We start from the raw sequence: 6,156 nt of genomic DNA, 5'->3' as shown, positions 1-6,156 counted from the left end.
GGCCTGTTGGGCCTGTTATTCCAGTTACCCCCGTTGGACCTGTTGGGCCTGTTATTCCAGTTACCCCCGTTGGACCTGTTGGGCCTGTTATTCCAGTTACCCCCGTTGGACCTGTCGGGCCTGTTATCCCGGTTACTCCCGTTGGACCTGTTGGGCCTGCTATCCCGGTTACTCCCGTTGGACCTGTTATTCCAGTTGCTCCCGTTGGACCTATTGGGCCTGTTATTCCGGTTACTCCCGTTGGGCCTGTCGGACCTGTTGCTCCACTTGCTCCCGTTGGTAGAGTAAATGAGGAAATCGGTGGCAATGTCGGTCCTATTAAACTCGAATCCAGTGAACTAGCAGATAGATTTTTAGAGTTTAATCCTTCCCATTTCTTTTTCCTCTCCATATATCTCACTCCAAATAAAAATCATTTCTTAATTAAGAAAATATTAATTGTACAAAATATGATATATACAAGATGTACTATTCCAAATAAAATATTTTAAATAAAAATATTTCCTTAAATATACAAAATTCTTTTATAAAATTAACTTTTGTAAAAAACAACCAATATATTAAATAATCAATTCTGTTCATATATGGTAAAATATATCCATCGCTGATATGTCCAACTATGTAATTTTCATAGCAGCAAAATTACAACCAGACTTATACAACATGATTCAAAACAAATGAAGGAGTGTTTTAAGTGAAAGGACATATTCGAAAAAGAGGAAATAAATACTGTATCGTTATTGATATCGGTCCTGATCCAGAGACAGGAAAAAGAAGACAGAAGTGGTTTTCTGGATATAAGACAAAAAAAGAAGCACAGGCCGATGTAGCAAAGAAAATTACAGAGTTGAATGAAGGAACTTTTATAGAGCCATCTAAAGTTACGTTAAAGGATTATCTAAATCATTGGCTAGAAATTAAAAGTATGAGCATAGAAAAGAGCACCTTTGCTGGCTATAGGGCATTTATCAACCAACATGTTATACCTAGTATAGGAATGGTCGCGCTTCATAAATTAAATGTTATGCACATTCAAAAATGCTATAAGACTACGATAGATAAAGGGATTGCAAGCAATTCTATTCTGCTTATGCATAGAATTTTAAAAAGCGCTTTAAACCTAGCCGTAAAACAAAATATTATGTCTCGAAATCCAGCAGATTTTGCTGAGATACCTAAAAAAGAAAAAACCCCTATCCAGACTTGGACAGAGGAAGAAGTAAAAAAGTTTTTAGCTCATTCACAAGAATCACGATATCACATTGGGTATCTACTTGCAATAACTACAGGTATGCGTCTGGGAGAAGTTTTAGGTTTACGATGGCAGGATGTTGATTTTGAAAAACATACCGTTACAATAAATCAAACATCTGGTCATGACAATAAGATCAAAAAAACTGCAAAAACAAATTCTTCAAAACGCACAATTCCTGTACCTAATGAAACAATAGCCGCCTTAAAAAAACATAAAATTTTAATTAATAAAGAGAAATTAAGGTTTGGTTCTGCTTATCTAGATCAAGATTTAATAAATTGTAATGAGTTTGGAAGAATCATAAAAAGAGCACCTTTCAGAAAAAGTTTCATTAGGGCGACACACAAAGTAGGTATAAAAGAAATTAAATTCCATGATTTAAGACATACACACGCAACTATACTATTGAAACAAGGAGTTAACCCTAAAATCATCAGTGAGAGATTAGGTCATACAGATATTTCAATGACATTAAGTGTCTATTCTCATGTTTTACCGAATATGCAAGAAGAAGCCGTTAAAAACTTTGGTAAAAGCATCTTTGGATAACGTATGTTTGCAAAATGTTTGCAATTCATAAAAACAGGTCAAACAAACGTTGTTATATCAGGGCTTGTTTAACCTATCATCTTATATTCTTGATAAAATCTCCGAATCCCTATTGAAATATTTAATAATGGAGCGTTCTCACCACCGCGGGTTATGCATTCGAATCGATATACATAGGAGAAAAAATCTTGTGTTTTTTCATCTTTTATCGGCCCTGACATCGCCTCACAAATATTTTGTGATCTAAGAGGGGAAAAATAGATTTCTTCTTCATTTGTATTTTCTAAATATATAGGACGCTCACAAAAAATATGTGAGATTAAAGCGGGCACCCACTTAGAATACGTTTCATTATCATGTAGTACTGGCAAATTAGAAATCAAATCGGATTGCCATTCATATTTTGGTGGTTCTACTAATCTATTTGGTTTCCAATCATGAATAATCTCATACCAACTTTGAAAAATATAATCGAGCTGCTCTTGTCTAATAGGTTCTTTCGATACAATCCATGGTGTATTTTCATTTAATACGTACGGGTTATGCTGAATAAACAATATATCCGAAAACATATCATACAATCTTTCATTCAAACGTTTCAACTTACTCGTTAATAAAAATGTCTTATAATGTATCTCTACGATGTCCAGCCATTCAATAGGAAAGTATATAAATGATACCTTTTCATTTAAAAGGGGTTCTACTATATTTTCAAATGTTAGCAGCCTTAATTTTTTCATAAAATGATTCCTTCCTTTCTTCAGTTGTCTTGATTATCAAAAAGCTAGAACAATAGTTACTTAATCTCATCCATTTAAACCAAGTATTTAAAAGAAACGTAAAAACTGTTTATCTACATAAATTATTATCAAACCGACTCTTTTAAAAATTCAAAGTAATTATCATGTATAACACCTCTATTATATTTGAATTTCGATACATTCGAATTATACATTACACTTAATGCATTGTACTTATCATTTACAATATCTTTACAAAAAAACCAAAAAAGAACACCTTAATTCGGTGCCCTTTTTACAAATATCAACCTTTATGTAATTGAACATATAGATAACAGTAATCCCCCAAATGAAATTGCTCCTAGTAAACCTACTACAACTCCTGTTAAACAAATACAATCAGCAAGACAAATAGAAGACTGCGATAATGGAACAAATGACCTACTTGTACTCGAACCATATTGTTTTATTTTCTCATAATTCACATCTAACATTAGATGTAAACATGTTACACCATCCTCAATAGTATGTAGAGGTTCTTTTTCTAATCGCTCCAATAATTTACTATCAAAAGCAACTGATAGAGGATACTGCTTATCTAATTTCATATTTTGATAAATTAGTTGCAAACGAGATAATATATTGTTTTTCTTCTTTTCAGATGTTACTGTACATTTCATTTTATTAAATTCATTTAATAACAGTGTCAATTCATCTCTTTTTCCGTATAAATCTTTAGCTATTTTTCTCTTTAGTTTATACGAATGGATAATAGATTTTAGTTCAATCATATTCATACACTTCCTAATTACATATTATTTACCCGATTATTTTATAGATAAACAGTACTTTTTAATCTTATTTAAATTACACTCAAGCATCTTCATTTACTATCGATTAACATTACATTAACCTTACAAAGTTGTAATAAATTCATTAGCTAGAAGAAATCAATCCCTAAACCAGACAGATATTTGATGATAAAACCATAAGAAAAAAGCAATGATTAGATTTTAAATCTAGTCATTGCTTTATCCATCACCTCTTGATTACACCTATATATCTTATTGTTACTCTTTCACTTGAATGATTGAATATATCCATTAATAATGGCTATATTCTTTGTCGGCACGTACATATATAAAACTAATGTTTTTTAATTGATAAGGTGAAACTTTAATTAGCCCTCACCAATTGGGCTTTTATGGGTAGTCCGCCATCTAACTTCTCTTTGCTCCCGCTGAATTTTTTTAGGGTCTTACTGCCCTGCAAATAGCAGGATAAATGCAATCAATATTCATACGTTATAATAGTATCAGTAGTACCACTAAAACCATCAAAACAGTTAGAGCAACCACCACAACCTCCACAACCTCCACAACCTCCGCAACCAAAACAACCGAAGCAACCAATACAACGGAATCCACCACAACGGAATCCGCCACAACGACCTCCACCACAACCACCACAACGACCACAACCGCCACAGCGACGAGCTGCATCTTCAATATAGTAATATGGATATTGGTTTTGCTGGTCCCAATAGACAATATTTCCAGACCGGTAATCATTAAGACTTAACGCTTGTAGTTCTTGTTGAAACTGATTCATTTTCATAACCTCCGTTTATAAAATACAACCTCATTGATGCTTCCCTATATTTCTGTTCGTTACATCTAAGTAAAAATAGTGCTATAAACTAAGTTCAATACGTACACCAACAAAGTATGACTTATCACTAAATGATGCACCTTGTTCATATACCTATTTTTGCTATGGGCTCATTTTTATAAAGTGAAACTTTAATCAGTGGGGGGGAGTTCATCTCCCGCTGATTATTAGTCCTCACCAATCAGGCTTTTACGAACAGCCCGTTAATGCGGGATAAATAAAAATTAAAAAATATGAATTCTAGCGTCATATCTTCATACCTACTAAATTCAATTAATTTCTCAATAATTATGTTGTCATATCCTATATATTTCCGTCTGCCGCTTAGATTTTTCTGTACTGTAAATGCCTTTCACTATAACACCTCCAAGTAACCGGTTTCTATGACAGATAAGAAATTCCTACAAAGAAAAAAGCCCTTATTAGGGCTTTTCATTCTATTTCTCCAGCAAAACTCTCTATGAAATTCCTAATAGAAAAAAGACACACTTAGATTGATGCGTCTTTTTGTGATGCCTCTTTTGTGAAATCATATAAAGCAATTGCGCCTAAAAGAACAAGTATACCTTGAGGAACATCTAGTAAAATAGTTTTCCAAATTTCTGGAATTACCCATTTAATATCTGCTGCTGTTTCAAGATATGTTTGGAAATAGCTGATTGTGAAATTAATTATCCCTAAAAATACAAACAACGATAAACCAAATCGAATTAATTTCTTATTTGTAAACATATAACACCTCTCAAAATTCATTGGATATTCCTGCTTTTGCTTCTTTATATTTCCATATCTTTATATCTAATTTTAACACATAAAGAACTCAAAAAAATACGATATGCATATTTGCATATCGTATTAACCACACTCCATGATAATTTAGAAATTCCTGCAAAGAAAAAACAACTCCGTTACAGCTAACAGCTCAGGTTTCTTTTCTTATTTAACTTCATACCACCAACATTAACGTTCTTTGATTGTAAAATAAATGTGACAGAAGTTTATCCAGTTAATGCGTAGACAAGTAAATGAGCTAAATTATCGATATTCTATTTCGCCATATCCGTAGCACTAATGACTTTACGCAAATTTGACAAGAAAAAATATATAGATAGGTATGATCCGTACCTATCTATAACATTACTTCTATTCTTTATCCAATTACGTCTTTTACGTCTGTATCCACTGCCCACTTTTCTAATGTATAAGCCATTTCCCAAAATGAATATTCATATTGACTGCTAATAATAAAATGCTGTTTCATACGTTTGCGGTCTGCCTCTGTTACTTTTTCAGCGATAGTATCTAAACGTGTAATTTGTTCTTCAACTAGCGTACGGAACCAATCAGATCCATAAGCAGAAATCCATTCGTTATAAATTGGCTCTTCCGGCTGGCACTCTTTTAAGCGTTCGCCAATTTCATAATACAACCAATAGCAAGGTAAAATTACTGCAATGATATCTCCTAAATGCCCTTCATACGCAGCACGATACATATGTGAAGTATACGCATATGCAGTTGGCGCAGGAATAAAATTATCTTTTTCTTCTTTTGTTATCCCTAGCTTTTTAGCAAAATTCTCATGTAAAGATAACTCGGCCTCATATGTATTTTGAGCATGATGTGCCATACGAGCTGTCGTCTCTAATTCAAGAGCTTTTGCAGCTCCTAAAGTTTGTACTCTAGCAAAATGACTCAAATAATATGAATCTTGAAGCACATAATAGCGAAAACTAGCTAAATCTAATGTTCCTTCACCAAGTTTTTTTACAAAAGGATGGTTAAAACTCGCTTCCCAAATTGAATCTACTTCTTTACGTAATGATTGTGAAAAAGTCATTTAAATCCCTCCAATAATGTATAAAATATAAGTATTTATCCACAATTATTAAAGCTGTAAAATAAAAAAACTTTCTTTACAGGCGTAAAGAAAGTGAAATT

The 6,156-nt window shown here is 32.9% G+C and carries 7 protein-coding genes and 1 pseudogene; 1 reads left to right on the top strand and 7 read right to left on the bottom strand.

The genetic code is table 11. From position 1 onward, the window contains the following. On the bottom strand, nt 1-391 hold a 391-nt coding region (locus AC1Q8L_RS14435), incomplete at its 3' end, for an exosporium leader peptide-containing protein (RefSeq protein WP_492339450.1). Nucleotides 392-694: 303 nt separating this feature from the next. Between AC1Q8L_RS14435 and AC1Q8L_RS14430 the strand changes: the two genes are divergently transcribed. Then, nucleotides 695-1,804 carry a site-specific integrase gene (locus tag AC1Q8L_RS14430; protein WP_098283028.1) on the top strand — a complete coding sequence of 370 codons (1,110 nt, stop codon included), beginning with the start codon at nt 695-697 and terminating at the stop codon, nt 1,802-1,804. Between the two features lie 68 nt (nt 1,805-1,872). Here AC1Q8L_RS14430 and AC1Q8L_RS14425 read toward each other — a convergent pair whose 3' ends face one another. The 6 genes and pseudogenes from AC1Q8L_RS14425 to tenA all read right to left on the bottom strand — a co-directional run bounded on the left by AC1Q8L_RS14425 (nt 1,873) and on the right by tenA (nt 6,055). After that, complete coding sequence (locus AC1Q8L_RS14425; protein ID WP_000736204.1) at nt 1,873-2,544, bottom strand: pPIWI_RE module domain-containing protein; 672 nt, start codon at nt 2,542-2,544, stop codon at nt 1,873-1,875. A 311-nt stretch (nt 2,545-2,855) separates the two neighbouring features. Next, a complete protein-coding gene (locus tag AC1Q8L_RS14420) occupies nt 2,856-3,341 on the bottom strand; it encodes a hypothetical protein (RefSeq protein ID WP_002041181.1) in 486 nt (161 codons plus the stop codon). Nucleotides 3,342-3,550: 209 nt separating this feature from the next. Continuing rightward, nucleotides 3,551-3,682 (bottom strand): annotated as a pseudogene (locus AC1Q8L_RS14415) (site-specific integrase); the annotation flags it as partial. Nucleotides 3,683-3,834: 152 nt separating this feature from the next. After that, on the bottom strand, nt 3,835-4,155 hold the full coding sequence (locus AC1Q8L_RS14410; protein ID WP_001071363.1) for a heterocycloanthracin/sonorensin family bacteriocin: 321 nt from the start codon (nt 4,153-4,155) through the stop codon (nt 3,835-3,837). A 549-nt stretch (nt 4,156-4,704) separates the two neighbouring features. Then, nucleotides 4,705-4,968, bottom strand: coding sequence for a DUF3937 domain-containing protein (locus AC1Q8L_RS14405; protein WP_002082716.1), 264 nt, complete (start codon nt 4,966-4,968; stop codon nt 4,705-4,707). 397 nt (nt 4,969-5,365) lie between these two features. Then, entirely contained in the window at nt 5,366-6,055 is a 690-nt protein-coding gene (gene tenA / locus AC1Q8L_RS14400) for a thiaminase II (protein WP_000144516.1), read from the bottom strand. Nucleotides 6,056-6,156: the final 101 nt, after the last annotated feature.

Source organism: Bacillus sp. GW823-FHT06A11 (assembly GCF_058795355.1).
This window is presented reverse-complemented; position numbering and strand designations above follow the sequence as displayed.